The sequence below is a fragment of the Flavobacterium polysaccharolyticum genome (assembly GCF_038739875.1).
GTDB lineage: Bacteria > Bacteroidota > Bacteroidia > Flavobacteriales > Flavobacteriaceae > Flavobacterium > Flavobacterium polysaccharolyticum.
This window is the reverse complement of the sequence record NZ_JBCGDP010000019.1, coordinates 70,820-90,955: the sequence shown is the minus strand read 5'-3', so window position 1 is coordinate 90,955 and position 20,136 is coordinate 70,820. Positions and strand designations below refer to the sequence as shown.

Annotated in this window: 17 protein-coding genes; 7 read left to right on the top strand and 10 right to left on the bottom strand. The window is 32.8% G+C overall.

Features of this window, described 5'->3' with window-relative positions; genetic code table 11:
• Both WFZ86_RS16605 and WFZ86_RS16600 read left to right on the top strand, forming a co-directional pair.
• The coding region (locus tag WFZ86_RS16605) for a type IX secretion system membrane protein PorP/SprF (RefSeq protein WP_342692968.1) at nt 1-287 on the top strand (287 nt) is incomplete at its 5' end.
• Nucleotides 288-297: 10 nt separating this feature from the next.
• The gene (locus WFZ86_RS16600) at nt 298-975 is read left to right on the top strand and encodes a tetratricopeptide repeat protein (protein ID WP_342692967.1); all 678 of its coding nucleotides are present in this window, start codon (nt 298-300) and stop codon (nt 973-975) included.
• Between the two features lie 15 nt (nt 976-990).
• Here the strand turns inward: WFZ86_RS16600 and pdxH are convergent, their stop codons facing one another.
• The 10 genes from pdxH to WFZ86_RS16550 form a co-directional block, all read right to left on the bottom strand.
• Nucleotides 991-1,635 (bottom strand): pyridoxamine 5'-phosphate oxidase, encoded by a 645-nt coding sequence (pdxH, locus tag WFZ86_RS16595; RefSeq protein WP_342692966.1) that lies wholly within the window; start codon nt 1,633-1,635, stop codon nt 991-993.
• Nucleotides 1,636-1,708: 73 nt separating this feature from the next.
• Entirely contained in the window at nt 1,709-2,614 is a 906-nt protein-coding gene (locus tag WFZ86_RS16590) for a ribonuclease Z (RefSeq protein ID WP_342692965.1), read from the bottom strand.
• Between the two features lie 58 nt (nt 2,615-2,672).
• The gene (locus tag WFZ86_RS16585; protein WP_342692964.1) at nt 2,673-3,005 is read right to left on the bottom strand and encodes a ribonuclease Z; all 333 of its coding nucleotides are present in this window, start codon (nt 3,003-3,005) and stop codon (nt 2,673-2,675) included.
• A gap of 1 nt (nt 3,006) precedes the next feature.
• On the bottom strand, nt 3,007-3,933 hold the full coding sequence (locus WFZ86_RS16580) for an aspartate carbamoyltransferase catalytic subunit (protein WP_024982693.1): 927 nt from the start codon (nt 3,931-3,933) through the stop codon (nt 3,007-3,009).
• A 2-nt stretch (nt 3,934-3,935) separates the two neighbouring features.
• Nucleotides 3,936-4,487: a bifunctional pyr operon transcriptional regulator/uracil phosphoribosyltransferase PyrR gene (pyrR, locus tag WFZ86_RS16575; RefSeq protein ID WP_342692963.1), complete on the bottom strand. Its 552-nt coding sequence runs from the start codon at nt 4,485-4,487 to the stop codon at nt 3,936-3,938.
• 152 nt (nt 4,488-4,639) lie between these two features.
• Nucleotides 4,640-6,259: an ABC-F family ATP-binding cassette domain-containing protein gene (locus tag WFZ86_RS16570; RefSeq protein ID WP_342692962.1), complete on the bottom strand. Its 1,620-nt coding sequence runs from the start codon at nt 6,257-6,259 to the stop codon at nt 4,640-4,642.
• A gap of 241 nt (nt 6,260-6,500) precedes the next feature.
• Nucleotides 6,501-8,573, bottom strand: a complete 2,073-nt coding sequence (locus tag WFZ86_RS16565; protein WP_342692961.1) for a beta-N-acetylhexosaminidase — start codon at nt 8,571-8,573, stop codon at nt 6,501-6,503.
• Between the two features lie 96 nt (nt 8,574-8,669).
• Nucleotides 8,670-10,607 (bottom strand): glucosamine-6-phosphate deaminase, encoded by a 1,938-nt coding sequence (gene nagB, locus WFZ86_RS16560; protein WP_342692960.1) that lies wholly within the window; start codon nt 10,605-10,607, stop codon nt 8,670-8,672.
• A 340-nt stretch (nt 10,608-10,947) separates the two neighbouring features.
• The gene (locus WFZ86_RS16555; protein WP_342692959.1) at nt 10,948-12,528 is read right to left on the bottom strand and encodes a RagB/SusD family nutrient uptake outer membrane protein; all 1,581 of its coding nucleotides are present in this window, start codon (nt 12,526-12,528) and stop codon (nt 10,948-10,950) included.
• A gap of 11 nt (nt 12,529-12,539) precedes the next feature.
• Entirely contained in the window at nt 12,540-15,596 is a 3,057-nt protein-coding gene (locus WFZ86_RS16550) for a SusC/RagA family TonB-linked outer membrane protein (RefSeq protein ID WP_342692958.1), read from the bottom strand.
• A gap of 271 nt (nt 15,597-15,867) precedes the next feature.
• Here WFZ86_RS16550 and WFZ86_RS16545 point away from each other — a divergent pair, with 271 nt between their 5' ends.
• The 5 genes from WFZ86_RS16545 (at nt 15,868) to WFZ86_RS20440 (ending at nt 20,115) form a co-directional block, all read left to right on the top strand.
• Nucleotides 15,868-16,920 (top strand): sensor histidine kinase, encoded by a 1,053-nt coding sequence (locus tag WFZ86_RS16545; protein WP_342692957.1) that lies wholly within the window; start codon nt 15,868-15,870, stop codon nt 16,918-16,920.
• A complete protein-coding gene (locus WFZ86_RS16540; protein ID WP_342692956.1) occupies nt 16,910-17,617 on the top strand; it encodes a LytR/AlgR family response regulator transcription factor in 708 nt (235 codons plus the stop codon). The genes WFZ86_RS16545 and WFZ86_RS16540 overlap by 11 nt, the downstream gene beginning before the upstream one ends.
• Before the next feature lie 172 nt (nt 17,618-17,789).
• A complete protein-coding gene (locus WFZ86_RS16535; RefSeq protein WP_342692955.1) occupies nt 17,790-19,229 on the top strand; it encodes an MFS transporter in 1,440 nt (479 codons plus the stop codon).
• Nucleotides 19,230-19,355: 126 nt separating this feature from the next.
• Complete coding sequence (locus tag WFZ86_RS20445; protein WP_425402885.1) at nt 19,356-19,715, top strand: transposase; 360 nt, start codon at nt 19,356-19,358, stop codon at nt 19,713-19,715.
• 85 nt (nt 19,716-19,800) lie between these two features.
• Complete coding sequence (locus WFZ86_RS20440; RefSeq protein ID WP_425402883.1) at nt 19,801-20,115, top strand: transposase; 315 nt, start codon at nt 19,801-19,803, stop codon at nt 20,113-20,115.
• Nucleotides 20,116-20,136: the final 21 nt, after the last annotated feature.

The following is a 20,136-nucleotide window of genomic DNA, read 5'->3' as shown; positions in this document are numbered from 1 at the left end:
TCAAACCTGCATTTTTAACCAAATTAGTAAAAGGTTCTCCTTTACAAGTAGATGCATCAGCGAACTTTATGTTTGTAGAGAAAGTAGTGGTTGGAGTGGCTTACCGATGGAGCGCTGCGATGAGTGCCATGGTTGGATTTCAAGTGACAGATGGCATGTATATAGGTTATGGATACGATCTAGAAACGACCAATTTAGAAAACTATAATTCAGGATCACATGAGGTTTTCTTGCGTTATGAAATCTTCAAAAACAACGAAAAAATTACAACTCCGAGATTTTTCTAAAAATTAGATCATGAAAGTACAACAAAAGATGATTTCAAAAATTATTCTCATATTTCCAATAATTCTTTATGCACAAAGCAACCATGAACAGTTAATGGATTCTGAGAAAGAAATTAAATCAATATCCTATGAAGTTATTGAGACCATTCGTACTGCATTTGGAAGTACTAAAGTAGTGTATGTTGTTAGTAACAAGAACATGATCAACACATATGATTTAGGGCATAATAATACGAGAGAGGTTAGGGAAATAATAACGTACAAGAAAAAAAGAATTCCCAAAGAATTAAAAATCAAGAATAAAGAATTACAAGATGTAAAAGAATCACAACAAATAAAAGATGTAAAAGATGATAAAATTGTTGCGGTTCAGAAAATTAATCCTAATAAAACTATTACAATCATCCCTTTAGAAACCTATGAAAGAATTGTAGAACAAGGTATTCGCTCCTCAGAATTATATAGTCAACTAGCGGATGCCTATTTTTATAAAAATGATTATGCTAAAGCCTCTAAATATTATTTCGAATTCTTTACAATCGAAAAAAAAATACAACCAGAATTTTACTTTAGATATGCTGTAACAATGGATAAGCTAGGTCAAAAGGAGAAATCTAAGGAATTGTTAATGACTTATGAGGCTTTATTGAAAAAACATAAAAAACCAGATTCAAAAACACATTATTAATTATTTTTTTTTACATTAAGGAGACAATCTATTGATTTTCCATGAGTAATCATCTTGCAGTAAATATCGAATTCTATCATGTAAACGATTGGGTCTTCCTTGCCAAAATTCAACTTCACAAGGAACCACTAAATATCCACCCCAAAAATCAGGTCTTGAAATTTCTTTTCCTTCAAATTTTTGTTCTAATTCTTTCAAGTTATTCTCTAAAAAAGATCTTGAAGGAATTACCTCACTTTGATTAGAAACAATTGCTCCTAATTTACTTCCGTCAGGTCTTGAATCAAAATAGCCATCAGAAACTACTTCACTTGTTTTTTGAGCACGCCCTTTTATTATAACTTGTCGTTCCATACTGTGCCAAAAAAAAGAAAGACAAACATTAGGATTTGCAGCTATTGCTCTCCCCTTTTGAGAATTATAATTGGTATAAAAAACAAATCCTTCTTCATTAAACTTTTTCAACAATACCACTCTAGATTTAGGAAATCCATCTAATCCAATTGTGGATACAGTCATCGCATTAACTTCATCTACTCCCCCAAAATCCTCAACTTCATGGAACCAACGATTAAACAAATTAATTGGATCTTCAGGAATATTGTTTTCTAATAATTCACTTTTATCATAGGACTTTCTGTAATTACTTAAATCTTTCATAGTTTTAATTCTTAAACAATAAGGATAAATTAAAAAACATTCTATTCTTGCTATTTTACAAAACTTAATTCAATTAAATTTCGAAAGTTGTTCCATCATCTGCCAATTGCACATTAGAAAAAACAGTTAATGCTTCCTCTTTAAACGAAGCAATACTTTCGTATCGTGTAGAGTAATGACCTAAAAGTAACGATTTTACATTTGCCTTTGAAGCAATTGTAGCCGCTTGAATTGCAGTTGAATGCATTGTTTTTGTTGCTAATTGTGATTCATTTTCTAAAAAAGTAGTTTCGTGATATAATAAATCTACTCCTTCTACTAAAGGAATTAGTGACTCTGTATACACTGTATCTGAACAAAAAGCATAGGATTTTGTTGGTTCTCCAGGAAAAGTAAGCTGTTCATTATCGATAACTTGACCATTTTCTAGCGTAATATTTCCTCCCTTTTTAATCTTTTTATAGTAACAAACATCTATTGCCAATTCTTTAATAACATCGATGTTTAATTTTCTATCTCCTTCTTTCTCCCGAAACAAAAAACCATTGGTATATACTCTATGTTTTAACGGAATAGTAAACACACTAACTTTTTCATCTTCAAAAATCAATTCACTTTCTTTTGAGTGCAACTCATGAAAATGAATAGTATAATTCGTCCATGAGTGTGAAAGTTTTAATTGAAGTTCAATAATTTCTTTTAATCCTTTTGGTCCATAAATATGTAAATCAGCCACTCTTGACAAAAGTGAAAAGGAAGAAATTAAACCAATAAGTCCATAAAAATGATCTCCGTGTAAATGTGAAATAAAAATATGACTGATTTTGGTAAACTTGACTTTATTTTTACGCAATTGCACTTGAGTTCCTTCACCACAATCAATTAAAAAATACCTGTTTTTAACTTCTAATAATTGAGCCGTTGGATTTGTAAAAGTTCGAGGTGTTGCAGCATAGCAGCCAAGTACGGTTAATTTCAAAGTAATGAGTGTTGTTTATAAATAAACTTAATATAAAACAATCTAGAGAAAGCTTTTTCTAAAAACCTAAATCTCTTTCAATTTCTTCCATCTCAATGATATCATTTGCTTCTAACAAAGAGGGAACTACTGTTATGGATTGTGGAACCGAATTAAAATCAATTCCATCAGCTACAATAACCAATGACTTTTTTGCTTTTTTATGAGTCTTGGCCAAAGGCAAAAAAAGTTTAATTGAAGCTATATCAACCGTTTTATCATTAGAGACGTCTAAAATCAAATTAAAATCTTTGAAACTGGCATATTGATTCGTTACTTTTTCTATAAAAGTAGTCACAACACCTTCTGTATCTCTAATAGTTATGGTATGCCCTTTGGTATCTACTTTCATCTTATTGAATTTTTGAAGCTAATAAATAAATTACAGCCATTCTAATAGCTACTCCATTTTCTACCTGATTCAAAATAACAGATTGTTGAGAATCTGCCACATCAGAAGTAATTTCCACACCTCGGTTTATAGGTCCTGGGTGCATAATTACAATCTCTTTACTTAACGAATCTAACAAGTTTTTATCGACTCCGTATTGTTGCGCATATTCTCGTGTAGATGGAAAAAAGTTAACATCCATACGCTCATTTTGCACTCTTAACATATTCGCTACATCACACCATTCCAATGCTTTACGCAAATCTGACTCAACTGTTACTCCAAGAGATTCAATATATCTAGGAATCAATGTTTTTGGACCACAAACTTTAACTTCTGCTCCTTGCATTTGCAAAGCATATATATTGGACAATGCTACTCTTGAATGCAAAATATCTCCTACAATAACAACTTTCTTCCCTCCTACATCTCCTAATTTTTCTCTGATTGAATAACTATCTAACAGCGCTTGTGTAGGATGTTCATGAGCACCATCTCCAGCATTTACGATACTTGCTTTTACATTTTTTGATAAAAAATAAGCAGCTCCAGGATTTGCATGACGCATGACAACCATATCAACTTTCATTGATAAAATGTTATTAACGGTATCAATTAACGTCTCCCCTTTTTTAACAGAAGATTGGGCTGCAGAAAAACTGATTACATCTGCTGATAAACGTTTCTGAGCTAGTTCAAACGAAAGTTTGGTTCTTGTACTGTTTTCAAAAAAAATATTGGCTATGGTAATGTCTCGTAAAGAAGGAACTTTTTTAATGGGTCTATTGATAACTTCTTTAAAATGATCAGCTGTTTCAAAAATAAGGTCAATATCGTTTTTGGTGATATATTTTATTCCTAATAAATGATTTACGCTTAACTCGCTCATTATTATATTTGTTGATTATTATTGATTAAAAAAACACCATCTTCTCCTCCTTGCTCAGCCCAAGTAACTTTAACTTTTTCGTCATTAATTGCATCCACTTGACGACCGCGATAATCCGGCTGAATGGGTAAGTCTCGACTAAATCTTCTATCGATTAAGGTTAAAAGTTCAATACCTGAAGGTCTACCAAAAGACTGAATTGCAGTTAAAGCAGCTCTAATACTTCTTCCTGTGTACAAAACATCATCTACAAAAATTACTTTTTTATTTTCGACCAAAAAGTCGATTTTAGTAATATTAGCCTCCAATGGTTTATCGGTTCTTCTAAAATCATCTCTAAAAAATGTGATGTCTAAGAATCCTATTTTTATATTTGGAACTTGGTAGTCGTTTTCTAAAATACTTTTTAAACGTTTGGCTAAAAAAGTTCCTCTGGGTTGAATTCCAATTAGAATGGTTTCAGAAAAATCAAGATGTTTTTCGATTAATTGACAAGCCAAACGATTTAGGATGATATTGACTTCTTTGGAAGTGAGCAATACTTTTTGATTCATGGTATAGTTTTGTTTGGTGTGCAAATATACAAATTTCGATTTAGCAATAAACTAGGATTAGTTATAAAAGTAAAACTCCTATAAAAAAATCAAAGGCATTTTCTATGCAGATTAAAACAAAAAAACCTTTCGAAAGAAAGGTTTTAGTTGAATTATCGGGTATACATTTTAACTCTTAATTCTTGTATTTTATCGTCATCTAAGTACTCATCAAATGTCATATAACGATCAATAACCCCATTTGGCGTAAGCTCCACTACTCTATTACCAACAGTTTGAGCAAATTCATGGTCATGAGTGGTAAAAATAACAGAACCTTTGTAATTTTTCAATGAATTATTAAAAGCTGTAATCGACTCCAAATCCAAGTGGTTTGTTGGCTCATCTAACATTAAAATATTAGCTCGTTCCATCATCATTCTAGACAACATACAACGGACTTTCTCTCCTCCTGATAAAACTCTACTTGTTTTTAAAGCCTCTTCACCAGAAAAAATCATTTTACCTAGAAAACCTCTAATAAACACTTCATCACGTTCTTCTTCTGTTTTTGCATATTGACGTAACCAATCCACAAGCGTTAAGTCATTTTCAAAAAACGAATGATTTTCACTTGGTAAATAGGCTTGATTCGTTGTAACTCCCCAATCAAATTTTCCTGAATCTGCAACTTGATTGCCATTTAAAATTTCATAAAAAGCAGTTGTTGCACGAGAATCTTTTGAAAAAAGTACAATTTTATCTCCCTTAGCCATATTCAAATCTACACCTTTAAATAAAAGCTCTCCATCTACAGAAGCACTCAAATCTTGTACATTCAAAATCTGATCACCTGCTTCACGATCTTGATCGAATATAATAGCAGGATAACGACGGCTAGAAGGTTTGATTTCAGAAATATTCAATTTAGAAATCATTTTTTTACGAGAAGTCGCTTGTTTCGATTTCGCTACGTTGGCACTGAAACGACGGATAAACTCCTCTAATTCTTGTTTCTTCTCTTCAGCTTTTTTGTTTTGCTGTGCACGTTGTTTCGCAGCTAACTGGCTAGATTCGTACCAAAAAGTATAGTTACCAGAATAATGACTAATTTTATTAAAATCGATATCTGAAATATGTGTACAAACTGCATCTAAAAAGTGTCTGTCGTGAGAAACTACAATCACCGTATTTTCATAATTGGCTAAGAAATTTTCTAACCAAGCAATGGTTTCAAAATCTAGGTCGTTGGTAGGCTCATCCATAATCAACAAGTCAGGATTTCCGAATAAGGCTTGTGCCAAAAGGACACGCACCTTCATTTTTCCTTCCAAATCAGCCATCAAAGTATAATGATTATCCTCTGTAATACCTAAATTTGACAACATAGCAGCCGCATCAGAATCTGCATTCCAACCGTTCATTTCTTCAAATTGCACTTGCAATTCTCCAATTCTATCAGCGTTTTTATCATTATAATCCAAATAAAGCTCGTCCATTTCTTTTTTGACAGCATACAAAACTTTATTTCCCATCATCACCGTTTCAAGTACCGTATGTTCATCAAACATGTTGTGATTTTGGTTCAGCACTGACATTCTTTTTCCTGGTTCTAAATGAATATGTCCAGAAGTTGGATCCATTTCACCAGAAATTATTTTTAAAAAGGTAGATTTTCCAGCACCATTGGCTCCGATTACTCCGTAAACATTACCGTGAGTAAATGTAGTGTTTACTTCATCGAATAAAATTCTTTTACCAAATTGAACTGATAAATTATTAACTGTTAACATGAATTGCTTTTTTAAAAATTTTTTGCAAAAGTACAAAATTCGCTTTGTATAATTCTTAAATACTGATCGATCTTTTATAAAAATCAAAAAAAGAGGATATCATCAGACATCCTCTTTCAAAATTAATTTCTCAAAAAACAATAACCAAATTGAAAAGAAATTAACACCAGTTCAAATATTAATAGAAACTAAATAAACCAAACTTAATCAAACTAAACACTATTAATAATTGAACGAAAAATTATAATTCTACCATTTTTTTTAATCCTAAATAAACAGCCAATTCAACATCTGCATGCGCTTTGGAGTTGCATTTTTCTAATAACTCTTTCGCTGTGCTAGCATTATAATTGGAATTCTTTTGCAACTTATAAAACAATTGCTCTGACAAATCATGCAACGCATTGGATAAAGGTAAAAGAGGTTGTACCAATGGCGCATTTTGGCTTAACGCCTCTAATTCTTTATGATTTTGTATCCATTTATTCAAAAATAAAGCAATCTCTTTCTCTGATGATACTTCTTTATTTTTTACATATTCTTCAACCAATCCATTAAAAACCAATGCATCTTCTGCATCTGGAGTACAAGCATCAGCAAATAAAGTAAAAGGAGAATACATTTGATATTCTGTTCCTCCCGCATTACGAGAATAAATTTTTAAAGGTTCACAAACTGCAGAAAAAGTTTGCAAAGCAGTTGTATTTTGGTTGTTACTGATATTTCTCAACAACACTTCTTTATTTCTGATATGCGTAATTCCTAATTCTTCCAATCGAAAAGAAATGACTTTCAATCTTTTTCGCATACTTGCCAAATCCGTTACACTAGCATCAGACCAAAGTCTTTCAGCAATAGCGGCAGTTCTTGGCCAAAGTCTAGAATCAATTGTCTCGGGAGTAACCAATTCGCTCCACATTGTAGCTTCGCCTCCTAAAATTCTAGCTTTTTCTTCTGATGAAAGTGAGGCATTTTTAGGCATTGGATCATTCAAATAATGACTCTCAACTCCTTGAACCAAATCCACATAAAAACCATTGGACAAAACTGTTTTGTATCCATTTGTTGCCGCGGCTATCAAAGAACCACCAGCAGCTACGCCTTCGTTTGGTCCTTTCCAAGAATGAATAATGGCTTCTTTGGACATGTTTTTGGTCATTATTTCCTCCCACCCCATCAATTCTTTTTGATGCTTTTTTAACATCGGAATTAACTGCATCGTAAAATAAGTCTGCAATTCATGATTGTTGTCCAATTTATTCTTCTTCATAAATTCCTGAATCTTAGGATTAGCATCCCAATCTTTGCCTTCATTTTCATCGCCGCCAATGTGGAAATATTTCCCTGGAAACAATGGACAAACTTCATCAAAAATTTCACCTAACAACTGATACGTTCTTGGATTAGAAGGATCTAATGTAGGTGTAAAAATACCAGCATTTCTCTCTAACGAATAAGTTACTAGACCTGAAGCTTTCTGAGTAGTTTCAGAAGACCCTTTATTTATCGTCACAACTTTACTTCCTATTTCTGGAAAAGCTGTTAAAATTGCTGAAGCATGACCAGGCACATCAATTTCAGGAACCACAAGAATACCTCTATCAGCAGCATATTTTACAATACCTTTAATTTCTTCTTGAGTATAAAAAAGTCCATCAGAAGCTTTATTAGTAAGTACTTTATGCTTTTTCATTTCTATTCTCCAACCTTGATCGTCTACCAAATGCCAATGAAAAACATTCATTTTCATAGCAGCCATAGCGTCTAAGTTTCTTTTGATAACATCAACAGGTTGAAAATGTCTTGCAGCATCAATCATTAATCCACGCCAAGTAAAACGAGGCATATCTGTGATGGTTACGTTAGGAAAATAGAAAGAAGTAGCATTATTTTGAAGCAATTGCAAAAGAGTTTCCAATCCATGCATCGCACCTAAATCTGAGGAAGCATTGATTGCAATAACATTTGATTCAATAATCAATTGATAACTTTCGTCTTCATACAAGCCAATTTTTCCAGCTTTTACACAATTGATTTGCAACTGTGCATCAGGAAATTCATTGGTTGAAGTCACAAAACCTTGCTTAAAAAATAACCCAGTTCTACCATCCAATCGTCTTAAAAAATTAGAAGTAGCTACAAAAATTCTCGAATCAGGTTGCCCAGTAACGTTTACTTTAAAAGAAGAATTTAAAGTAAAATTTCCAGACTTGAATTCAATTTTTTGCGGCCAAGGCATTACATTTAAAGACTCTTTACTGACTTGAGCAGTAGTCGATAATGTTATAAAAAACAGAATAAAAAAGTATTTCATAAGTGGTTTGGGTATATAAAATCTTCAAGCAAGTGGTTAATCCTAATGTTAGAAGAACCATTCGACCAAGTAAACAACCGAATGGTTTTTTAATTTTTAATAATCAAATCGTTTAAATGCCTCAATGGCTTCATATTCTGCCAATCCTAAATCATCATACAATTTTGCAGTATTTTTATTGCGGTCTTCTGCACGTACCCAAAATTCTCTCGAATCGTTCCCTTGGAACATTACGCGATCTTTTTGAGATTGGTGGAATAAAATCGCTTGTCGTTTTAACAATACTTCGTCTGGACTTAAAGGAACTGCCATATCAATTTCGTGTAAATCCCATTCGTGCCAAGCTCCTCTGTATAGCCACAACCAACAATCTTTCATATAAGGCTTGCCTTTTAATTGTTTTAAAGCGGCAAAAATCGCATTCAAACATACTTCGTGAGTTCCGTGTGGATCAGCCAGATCACCAGCTGCAAAAACTTGATGCGGTTTAATTTTAGCGATGATATCAGTAACAATTTCAACATCTTCTGTTCCAATCGGATTCTTTTTTACTTGACCAGTTTCATAAAAAGGTAAATCTAAAAAGTGAACATTTTCATCTTTCAACCCTATGTAACGCACTGCGGCATACGATTCTCTTCTTCTTATTAAACCTTTTAATTTTCTAACTTCTAAAGAATCGATTTGATTGTCGTTCTTGTTTTTTAAGAAATCAATTACGGCTTGGAAGTTTATTTTACTACTATCTTCACCCACAAAATCATTACATACTTCTGCAAATTTCAAGGCCTCATCATCGGTTACAGCAATATTTCCTGAAGTTTGATATACTACATGAACTTCATGTCCTTGCTTTATTAATTTAGCAAAAGTACCTCCCATTGAAATCACATCATCATCTGGGTGAGGGCTAAATAAAATCACTCTTTTTTTAGCTGGATTAGCTCTTTCTGGTCGGTGTGCATCATCAGCATTAGGTTTTCCTCCGGGCCAACCAGTAATGGTATGCTGCAATACATTGAACATGTTAATATTCAAATCATAAGCTGATCCTTCTTGAGCCAACAAATCAGACATTCCATTATTATTATAATCTCTATCCGTAAGTTTTAAGATGGATTGATTTGTTTTTTGACACAACCAAACAATCGCTTTACTTTTTAGTTCTTGATTCCAAATGCACTCCCCTACTAACCAAGGCGTTTCAAAACGAGTAAGTCCAGAAGCAGCCGATTGATCCAAAACAAAAGTTGCGTTGGGATGATTTTGTAAAAAAGTAGCAGGTACTTCTGAACTAATTTCACCTTGTATAGTTCTTTTAATTACATCCGCTTTATTTTGCCCCCAAGCCAATAAAACGATTCGTTTAGAGCGCATAATGGTTGAAACTCCCATTGTAATGGCGCGTTTGGGTACATTATTAATTCCATTAAAATCAGAAGAAGCATCCACTCTAGTAATATGATCCAAAGTTATGATTCTGGTACCTGAATTGATGTGCGATCCTGGCTCATTGAAACCAACGTGACCTGTACGACCAATTCCTAGTAATTGAAAATCAAGACCTCCTACATTTTTAATATTCATTTCATAATCAATACAGTATTGATTCAATTCGTCGATAGCCACGGTTCCGTTTGGAATATGAACATTATCAGGATGAATATCAATATGATTAAAAAGATGTTGATGCATAAAATAGTGATAGCTCTGCTTGCTTTCTTTGTTCATTGGATAATATTCATCCAAGTTAAAAGTGATCACATTTTTAAAGCTTAAGCCTTCTTCTTTATGCATACGGACCAACTCTTCGTATACTTTTATCGGTGAAGAACCTGTTGCAAGACCTAAAACACAGTTTTCGTTTTTTTCTTGTTTGGTTCTAATCAAAGTTGCAATTTCTTCGGCTACAATTTTTGAGGCTTCAACTGAATTTTTAAAAATTTCGTTATGAATTTTTTCAAATCTAGTTTCTTCAAATTTACCAGCACTTTTGTAACTAATATCTGGTTTTATCTCTAAAGCATTTTTCATTGTACTATAATTTTAAATTCTAAATGTTTTTTTTGTTTTATTGTTAAATAGTCTGTTTTATTTCAAAACAAGATTGAGGATTTATTGTGTTTAATTTACTGATATATTCCGGTTTATATCTTAAAAATGTCAATATAGTTTTAAATATACCTCAAATGTAGGCCTATTATTTGTGGCAAAAAAATAAAAAAAACAAACGGTCAAAGTTTATATACCAACGACATTATTTAATCAATAAAGTGTTATTCGGTCTATAAATTTAGTTATTAGTCCCTAGTCATTAGACCTTAGCACAAGGCCAAGGACTAAGAACTAAGGACTATTAACTATGTACTAGAAACTAAAAGTTAGGTCCTGTAGTATCCCACCACAATCTTGTTCCTCCTGTATCAGGTCCACCTAATTTTGCTAAACCAGTAGCTACACCGCCAGCATTACCATCTTTTTCAGATTGCACGAAGTTTACTCTACGTACACCTAAAGCTGTAGATATTTTCCCTCCACTAGTGTTTTTAAGTACAGGCAACAATTTTGGATAACCTGTTCTTCTGTACTCAGACCATGCTTCTTGTCCTTCTGGGAAACCTGCAATCCATTTTTGAGTGATGATTTTTTGCAATTTCACTTCATTAGAATCAGCTGCATCCCAAGCAATAGTTACTGTATTTAGTGCAGCTCCATTATTTACAGGGAAATTTGGATCAACATAATCTTTGGCTGTTTTAGTATTGTCCGCAATGTATGCAGCTACACCTGAAACTCCATGTTGAGCAAAAGAGTTTGTGATTCCTAATTCATACAAACTTTGAGCTGTTCCTCCCATATTCCATCCTCTTAATGCTCCTTCAGCTCTTAATAAATAAACTTCGGCAGTTGTCATTAATACAATTTCTTTAGAAGTAACGATTGGTCCAATTTCAGAAAAATCTACGTGATCCGCTTTGGCTGCAATCTCGATACCTGTTCTAACACCTTTGAATTGACCAGGAAACTGTGCAGATGTTTTGAAAAACACAGGAAGTCTTGGATCTTCATATCCTCCCATAATTGACTCCATATCTGCTGACATTCTGATATCTCCCCAAGCACCACTGATGGTTGCAATTGGGTTGGTAAAGTTTGGTGAAACTACTTTGAAGATATCATCATTACTAGTCATCACACCGAATTTATGTGCCAATGCCTTCTCTGCTTCAGCTTTAGCCAAAGTTGGATTTTTCTTTACAATACGCATAGCTAAACGCAAACGTAAAGAGTTAGCAAATTTTACCCATTTTTTGTAATCCCCTTTGTAAGCAGTCAAATCAGTAGTTGCAAATGTTGAAGCTTCTCCAGCATCTACTCTTTTAGTTAAATCGGTAACAGCAAAATCTAATTCTTTGAACATCAAATTGTATACTTCTTCTTGTGAATCGTACTCAATTGTTTTGTCTGTAGTACCAAATTTAGAATATACAATTGGACCATAAGTATCCGTAATTCTATGCATTCCTTCCACTTTTAATATTAAAGCCAAAGCATAGAATTGATCGTATTTCCCTTTGGCTTTTTGTTCAACTGAGTAAGCATTGTACATTACATCACCGTAAGCAGCTCCCCAAGCAAAACCATTCCAACCATCTACTAAATCATAAGTAGTATTGTTTGTTCCTCCTCTAAATGCAGTTCCTGTTGCCATATAACCTGACCAAATATCTCCCTGAAGTCCTTGTTGTACTTGGTATTTCCATTCTGGAGTTAGAACAATGATGTTGTTAAACATAGGAGCAAAAGCACCTTTAATGTTATTGAAATCTTGTTCGTATTGTCCTTCGGTAATACCCTCTGGATTGGTATTAATATCCTCAAAATTGCTTGTGCAACTTACTGCTGCGAGTAAGGAAACACAAATAGCTGATTTTTTAATTGTATTGAATTTCATGTTTTATAAAATTAGAAAGTTACATTTAAGTTAAGACCTATACTTCTTGTAGATGGCATTCCAAAAACATCTACACCTTGTAAACCTTCACCTGTACTTAAAGAAATGTTTGGATCAAAAGGAGCATCTTTATAGATAAATCCTAAGTTTCTAGCAATTAAAGACAAGCTTGCTGATTGTAAAAATGGCAATTTCTTAGTATTAAAAGTATAACCAATAGAAATTTCTCTTAAGCTTACATTTGTGGCATCATACACATATTCTCCTGTTGCTCCAGCTCTACCTCCAATTTGGCTATAATATAATTGAGCATCCATTTTTCCAACATATGGAGAGCCATCAGGATAAACAGCATTTAGGACAATACCTCCATTGTTTCTTGCATCACCAGTAGCTTTTGAAACACCAAACTCGTCATTAGTCGCTTCTGTTAAACTCATCACATTGCCTCCAAATCTTCCATCAATCAATACATTTGCAAAGAAAGAACCGAATTTGAATGAGTTAGAAAAACCTATCATAAAATCAGGGTTTGAATTCCCTACCTCTTCAAAACCAGTTTTCTGGATACTTGCAGGTAATAATTTACCATTAGAATCAAACTCTTTAGGATTTAAAAGAACTCTACCCTGAGCATCTCTTTTAATATTAACTCCCTCAATTACTCCAAAAGGTCTACCTTGTTTTAAAACATATCTGTAGTTATTTACCCCAGCTTCAGTTAAGACTACTGTGCCTCCTAAATCTGTTGGAATTTCATCAACAATGTTTTTGTTTTTTGAATAATTAACAGTAGCATCCCAAGAAAATTTTTCTCCTTTAATGATTTTTCCCGTTACAACAGCCTCAATACCTTTGTTGGAAATACTTCCAGCATTAATACCATAATAAGTTACTCCTAATGGATTTGTTAGAGGAGCTAAAACTTGTAAGTATTGATTTTTTGTTTTAGAATCATAGTATGAAATCTCAAAACCTAATCTATTATCAAACATTCTCCACTCTGTACCAATTTCAATCTCTGATTTTAACTCAGGACGTAAAGAAGTTCCTGGTCGTGGAGCAACTAAAGGTTGTTTTCTTCCTTCAGAAGTATAAGTATATGTTGGAGAAGTTACATAAGGAAAAATATCATTACCTACTTGTGCATAGGTTGTACGAACTTTACCATAATTGATAAAATCTGGCATTTTTACCATTTCACTAAGAATAGCTGTTACACCAACAGATGGATAGAAAAACCCTGTATTTTCAGTATTTGCTAATGTTGAAGACCAGTCATTTCTAGCAGCTAGGTCTAAGAATAACATCTCTTTGTATCCGAAAGTTGTAGCAGCAAAAACAGATTGTACTTCTTTTCTAGCGTCAACAGTTTGCAAATTCAATGCATTATTTACAAAATTTCCTAATGTAAACCAGTTAGCGATTTGCAAACCTCCACCAATGCCTGAATCTAATGTTGTTCTTTTGTTTGCTAAAGTATTAGTAATGCTTGTTCCGATATTAGCATTAAAACTAAAGTTGTCATTGAATTTTGTATTGATTGTAGCTATCAAATCACCATAACGTTGGGTACTTAAGTTGTTAGTATCAATATACCTACCATTGATATGAGATAGCGTTCCTTGAGTTGTAGCAAAAATTTCTTTTGTAAATCCACTCTCAATTCTATTATAACTGTATCTAGCTGCTATTGTCAACCAATCTGTAGCTTTAAAATCTAAAGCTAAGTTTCCATTGAAGAAATTATTTGTGTCCTCTGATTGATTTCTGTTGATAGCCCAAAATGGATTCTGCATAATATCACGATTGGTCATCCAATTTTGAACATACATATTTCTAACAGGGTCAAATACTTCGAAATTCTTTTTATAATCATTAAAATCATTCCCTCTTGGCATTAAATATACACCCGTCAATGGGTTAAAATAATAACCGTTTACTGGTCTGTTGTTTACTGTTCTAGTGGTATAGTTTGCATTAGCAGCAACTGTTAATTTATCGAACAACTTGCCTGACTGACGGAAACCAAAGTTGTTTTGCTTCAAACCATTTCCAGGAATAATTCCAGAAGCTGTTGTGTTAGCATATGACAATGAAGTAGAAGCCACATCAGATGCAGTAGTAAAATTCACTGAAGAAATTTGAGTACTTCCTGTTTCAAAAAAATCTTTAACATGACCTCCAACTTTTTGCTTAGCCCCCCAAGATTCATCACCACCTGCAACTGCAACATAATCATTTTGGAATTTTGGTAAAAATGCTGCAGATTCAAAAGTTGTAACTGAAGAAACTTTTAATTGAGATTTTCCTTGTTTAGCTTTTTTAGTTGATAATAACACAACACCATTTGCTCCTTGTGAACCATATAAAACAGAAGCTGCTGCACCTTTCAATACAGTCATTCCCTCATAATCCTCAGGATTGATCAATGAAACTACATCACCACCATCACGGTTACCGCCTGCAGTGTCACCAAAAGCACTATTTGGTTGTCCAGAAGTTCCATTATACAAAGGAATACCATCAATTACATATAATGGTTGGTTGTTACTTACAGAAGAGTTACCACGAATCACTACTTTAGTTGACCCTCCAGTACCTCCAGAGCTTCTTGTTACTGCAACACCAGCAATTTTACCAGCTACCGTATTAATAATGTTAGCATCTTTTACTCTTGTGAATTCCTCACCTTTCAATTCTTGAGCAGCATAAGTAATAGATTTTCTAGTCTTCTTAATACCTAATGATGTTACTACTACTTCAGTTAACGCAGTTGTAACTCCACTTTTTAAAATTACTTTAATGGTATCTTCATCACCGACCAGTACTGATTTAGATTCGTAACCTAAATAAGATATTACTAAAGTATTACCTACACTTACTTTAATAGCAAAACTACCATCAAAATCGGTAGTGGTTCCTCTGGACTCTCCTTGCACTTGAACATTTGCAGAAGGAATTGGCGCGCCACTGGCATCAACCACCGTTCCTTTGAGCGTTTTTACTTGTGCAAATGAGAGTTGCGAAGCAAAAAAAATCATAACGATTAATAAAATTTGTTTCATTTTTTTAAATGTATTTGTTAGTTATGATGTAAACTTATTCTTAAGGTTTTGTTAAAAAAAATAAATTATACCAACAGTCACTTTTTTTAAACGAACGACATCTTTTGTTCAATAATATGTTTTGCGAAAACGTTTTCTTGTTTTGTAATTTGCTATTATTTTAATCATTAAATTCTTTTTTACTCAAAAAAGCTTGTTTTTATTGACAAAATGACTAAAGTTGCAAGTTCAAATAAAATGACAAAATAACACTTCCGAACCATAGATCCATATGAATAAAATAAAAGACATGAATTTCGATATCAAAATCCAGAATCATTTTTGGTTTTGGGGATGCTACTTTTTATTGAATTTTTTACGTTGGGGAGCTTATTTTAATGATTATGAATATTCCTTTAAATCCAATTTGATAGAATTTGCTTTGCATATTCCATTAGTATACTTGAATTTATTCGTATTAGTTCCAAAATTGATTTTAAAATCAAAATATTCACTCTATACTTTGGCACTATTAATTAGTTTAGGCTGTATTTATATTTTAAAAACGGGATTAACTTATTTTTTAATTTCAAAAAATATATGGCCCGAAGCCAATAGAGATTATCAACCTTTTGAAGTCAATCATATTCTTGCTGTTTGTATCGGCGAATTATATGTCTTAGCCATGGCATCATCTGTTTACTTAACATTAACCTGGCTTAGAGAACGTGAGAGAAACAGAATATTGAGAGAAAACCAATATAAGATCAAACTCGAATATTTGAAAAATCAAATTCAACCACACTTTTTCTTCAATACTTTAAATAATCTATATGCACTTTCACTTGAAGCTTCTGACAAAGTACCTAATGTAATTATCAAACTATCCCATTTGATGGAATATGTACTTTATGATATTGAAGGTACCAGATTTGTTCCTTTAATTAAAGAACTCGACTATATCCAAAATTATATCGAAATTGAAAAATTACGTTTTGAAAATGCAACCGTATTTATAAATCTGGAATCCAACATTGACCAAATAAGTGTTCCTCCGTTATTATTAATCTCTTTGATTGAAAATGCTTTTAAACACGGAGGAATTAACAATAAAGATTTAAAAATTAAAATTAATTGCAAAGTTGGCCCTCAAAACACCCTTGATTTTGAAATAATAAATAATTTTGTACTTTCACAACAAGAAAAATCAAAAAAAGGAATTGGATTAACCAATACCAAAGAAAGATTGAATTTAATATTTAAAAGCAATTATCAATTAAGCCATCAAATCAAGTTTAATTTCTACATAATTCGTTTACAAATACCTATAAGCAATGAAGATTAAGTGTGTATTGATTGATGATGAACCATTAGCTATTAAAATCTTATTAAACTATTTTCAAAATTTTCCTGAATTCGAAATAACAGCAACATTCAATAACTCAATTGAGGCACTTGACTATTTGAATACTAATTCTGTGGACACTTTGTTTATTGATATTAATATGCCGTTAATGTCTGGTTTTGAATTGATTCAATTGTATAAACATAAATCAGATACCAAGATAATAATTACGACTGCTTTCCGAGAATTTGCTGCAGAAAGTTACGATTTAGATGTTTTAGATTATTTGGTGAAACCCATTCCACTTCCACGTTTCATAAAATGTATTTCGAAAATTACGGGAGAATATCAAAACCGAATAATTACAAAGCAAGAGAATCATCGCATAGAACCACATATTTTCATAAAGGTTGATAAAAAAATGGTCAAAATCAATATTGATGAGATTCTTTTTATCGAAGGAATGAAAGAATACATCAAAGTGGTTACCCCAGAAAAGACATACATTACACACAAATCACTTTCCTCATTAACCGAAGAACTTCCAAAAGATCGCTTCATTCGTATTCATAAATCGTATACTATAGCCCTTGACAAAGTAAAAACAATTGAAGGAAATAGAATACAAATTACTTCATACACTATTCCTATCGGTAGAAATTACAGTAAGGAAGTGAAAAGTAAGATTTTAGATTAAAAAAACGAATCAGATGACCATATAAAAAAGGTCTTTTGGTAGAAAAAAATAGGTTGTTGGTTTAAAACTAACGATTTTTCGTCGAAATAATTTTTTTATATGTTAGTTAAGAAATACATTTACGGTATTGCAGCAACAATTATTTCACTAACCTATTAATTAAATTAAAATCATGAATTCTGAAAATTTAAAAACCAATTGGGGGCAATTTATTCCCCTAGTAACTGTCTTCTTTTTTTGGGGATTTGTCGCTGCAAGTAATGACATTTTAATTCCTGTTTTCAAAACTGCATTTAATCTATCACAAGGTGAAAGCCAGTTAGTTGCTTTTGCATTTTATATTGCCTACACAGTAGGTTCATTGATATACATGGGAGTTTCTGTAGTAATTAAAGAAGATTTGGTAAACAAAATCGGCTATAAAAACGGACTTTCATTAGGATTACTAATTTCAGCTCTTGGAACGCTATTGTTTTATCCAGCTGCAAATACTGGATCTTTTACATTAATGTTAGCTGGTCTTTTCATTGTTGGATTAGGTTTTTCATTGCAGCAAACCGTTGCCAATCCTCTTGCAATTGCCTTAGGCCCAATTAAAACAGGTTCTCAACGTCTAACTTTAGCTGGAGGGATAAACAATTTTGGGACTACTATCGGGCCGCTTATTGTTAGTTTTGCTATTTTCGGCTCAAGTACTAATGCCAATACAAGTGCAAGTATCGAAAGTGTGAAGATTCCATATTTAGTATTAGGAGTAGCCTTTTTATTAGTAGCAATACTTCTAAAATTTTCATCTTTACCAGACAAACCCGCTTTGATTGAAGAAACAGAAGCTCACGATGGAGTTCCTGCCAAAAAATCAGCTTTACAATACCCTCAATTAGTAATGGGTATGATTGCTATTTTCTTGTATGTTGGAGTTGAAGTATCTACAGCAAGTAATTTACCAGCGTACATGGAGAGCAAACTAGGCTTTTTAACGAAAGATGTAGCGCCATACATTTCCTTATATTGGGCAAGTTTAATGATTGGTCGTTGGACAGGAGCCGTTGAAGCTTTCACAGACAATATGAATTGGCAAAAAATATTAAGATTTATTGCTCCTTATTTAGCTTTTGGTGTGTTTTTGGGGGTTAATGCAATTGCAAATCATGACTTGACTCCTTTCTACGTTTACGGATTAGTAATTTTAGTTTTAATTGCTGCCGACATGGCTAGTAAAGGAAATCCAGCAAGAATGCTATTGATTTTTTCAACACTTGGAATCATAGCAACAGCTGTAGGAATGACAACAAGTGGAATGGTAAGTGTTTATGCCTTGACAAGTGTTGGCTTGTTTTGCAGCACATTATGGCCTTGTATCTTTACATTAGCAGTAAGCGGACTTGGAAAAAACACTAGCCAAGGAAGTAGTTTCTTGATTATGATGATTATGGGTGGTGGTTTTATCAGTGTATTACAAGGAAAAGTAGCTGAAGGAATCGGAATCCAAGAAAGTTATATCGTTGGAATTCTCTGTTTTGCTTACTTGGCTTTTTATGCTTGGAGAGTAAGCGGAATCCTGAGAGCGCAAGGTATCGATTTCGATAAAAAAATTGCTGGAGGACACTAGCAAAATCTTAGTTAATTACACACTACTAACCGAGTAAATATTTTCAATACAAAGGGCTAATTTTTAAAGTTAGCCCTTTTTTAATAATTTACTGTTTGCAAAAACGAAAAATCATGAGTTCTAAAGATCTTTAAAAAAAGTTTATCGGTTAGCCCAATTGACAAGGTTTCCTTCGATAAACTCTTTATCTTAGATTTCAGCACAATCAAGCAGTTTTCCGATGTAATGAAAAGTGTTGGGCGAAACCCAAAAAAAAAAAAGAAAGGTGGATTAAATGCTCATATGCTTATTGATGCGCATTCACAAACTCCAACATTTGTAAAAATTAGCGAAGCCAAATCACACAACAAGAATTTCATGCCATACCTGAATTTAGCTCCTCACAGTATGATTGTTTTTGACCGGGAATCATTATCTACAATTTATCAAATTCACCCAAAACCAAATCAGTTTTGTATGTCAATTAAAGAAAAATGCAGTTTATGAAGTCTTTGAGCAATTGTTTTGTCAAATACAGAACGACTCTAGCTTTGGGATTTTGAAAGAAGACATGTCCACCTGAAATATACCGATGAAAAACAAGGAAACCACTTGTCTACGCAAGATTACTTATCAGGATGATAAAGGTAAGATCTATGAGTTTATCACCAATAATTTTGAAATAAGCAATCAGGAAATTGTCTTGATTTATAAAACTCGTTGGCAGATTGAATTGCTTTTAAAAAAATTGAAACAAAACTTTCAATTACACTATTTTTATTCAGAGACCAAAAATGGAATTAAAACCCAAATATGGATTACACTTATTGCTCAACTACTTTTAACTGGGATTAAGAATCTTTTATTGTATAATTTTTATGTTTGTCGGTTGATAGTGATAGTTTAAGAATTTTGAGAATCATCATTT